2 protein-coding genes are annotated in these 1,302 nt (G+C 77.8%); both read right to left on the bottom strand.

Going from position 1 to position 1,302, the window contains the following annotated elements; translation table 11 throughout:
• Positions 1-75: 75 nt before the first annotated feature.
• Positions 76-654: an RNA polymerase sigma factor gene (locus ABZ914_RS51485; protein ID WP_500201830.1), complete on the bottom strand. Its 579-nt coding sequence runs from the start codon at positions 652-654 to the stop codon at positions 76-78.
• A gap of 97 nt (positions 655-751) precedes the next feature.
• On the bottom strand, positions 752-1,302 hold a 551-nt coding region (locus ABZ914_RS51480; protein WP_500201829.1), incomplete at its 5' end, for a GlcG/HbpS family heme-binding protein.

Here is a 1,302-nt window from a genome sequence, read left to right as displayed (position 1 = left end):
GACCCCCCCCCCGCGCCGCGGCGCGCTCGGCGACCACGGCCTTCAGCTCCGACAGGATCCGCTCCTCGTACCCGTTCATGCGCCCTCCTTCGCGTACGCGAGCGCCCTGCCCGCCTCCGGCACCAGGTCGCGCAGCGCCCGCCGCGCCCGGTGCAGCCGCACCCGCGCGGTCACCGGCCGGATGCCGAGCGCCGCCGCGGCCTCGGTCACCGTCAGCCCGTCCACCGCGATCAGTTCCAGCACCGCGCGCACGCCCTCCGGCAGCGCGTCCAGCGCCTGGTGGGTGCGGCGGCCCGCCGCCTCGGCGTCGATGCGCTCCACCAGCGCCGCGATGTCGTCGGCCTCCAGCCGCCGCCGTCCCGCCTCCCGGCCCGTCGTGCGGCGCTCCCGGGCGGCGCGGCGCCGCTCGGCCGCGACCACGTTGCGGGCCACCCCGAACAGCCAGCCGACCTCCGAGCCCGCCGCGGGCCGGTAGGTGTGCGCCGACTCGATGACCGCGAGGAACACCTCGGCGGTCAGGTCGGCGGCGGTGTGTGGGTCGTCGACCCGGCGGGCCACGAACCGGCCCACCGCCTCGACGTACCGCCGGTAGAACTCCTCGAACGCCGCTGGGTCGCGTCCCACGCGGGCGAGGCCGTCGTCGGATCCGGCCATGCGCTCACTCCCTCTCGCCGCTTCACCCCCACTTGGCTCGGGGAAGCGAACGCGTTACCGCCGAGTCTGCCGCCGCCGGCCCCGCCCCGCCCCGCGGTCAGCGGCCGATGGCCGCCAGCACGTCGTTGGCGATCGCCTCGTCGATCCGCCCGTCCGGTGCGCCGCCCACGCCGATGCCCGCGATCGGGAAGCCCTTGTAGAGGACGGGGACGCCGCCGGGCAGCGTGAGCGTGCCCGGGATCTGCTTGATCGTCTCGTTCCCGGCCAGGGCGCTCGTGGGCTGCCCGAACGCCACCGCCGTGTACGCCTTGGCCTTGGCCGACACGTAGGTCTGCGGGCCCGACTTGCGCGTCCGGACCACCAGCCGGATGGTGCCCGCCCGCTCCATGATCACCATCGTCACGCGCTGGTTCCCGTGCCGCCGGGCCGACTCCACCAGTTCCCTGGACGCGCGGACGAGCGCGCTGTTCGTGAGCACCCGCTCCGGTGCGGTGGCCTGCCCGTGCTTCCCGTGCCCGTGCCCGTCGTGCCCGTGCCCGCCGCGCCCGTCCTGGACGGCCCGCCCGTCCTGGACGGCGGCGGGGGGCGGGGGCGGGGGGGGGGGGGGGCCCCCGGCGGGCGCCCGGGCCGGGGGGGGCCCCCCCCCCG

It is taken from the genome of Spirillospora sp. NPDC046719, assembly GCF_040645715.1.
Lineage (GTDB): Bacteria > Actinomycetota > Actinomycetes > Streptosporangiales > Streptosporangiaceae > Spirillospora.
The sequence above is the reverse complement of the archived record's forward strand: the minus strand, read 5'-3'. Positions and strand labels throughout refer to the sequence as shown.

What these genes read in the sequence shown, in the direction of transcription:
- ABZ914_RS51485 (WP_500201830.1), bottom strand. Translation starts at nt 654, where the DNA reads ATGGCCGGATCCGACGACGGCCTCGCCCGCGTGGGACGCGACCCAGCG.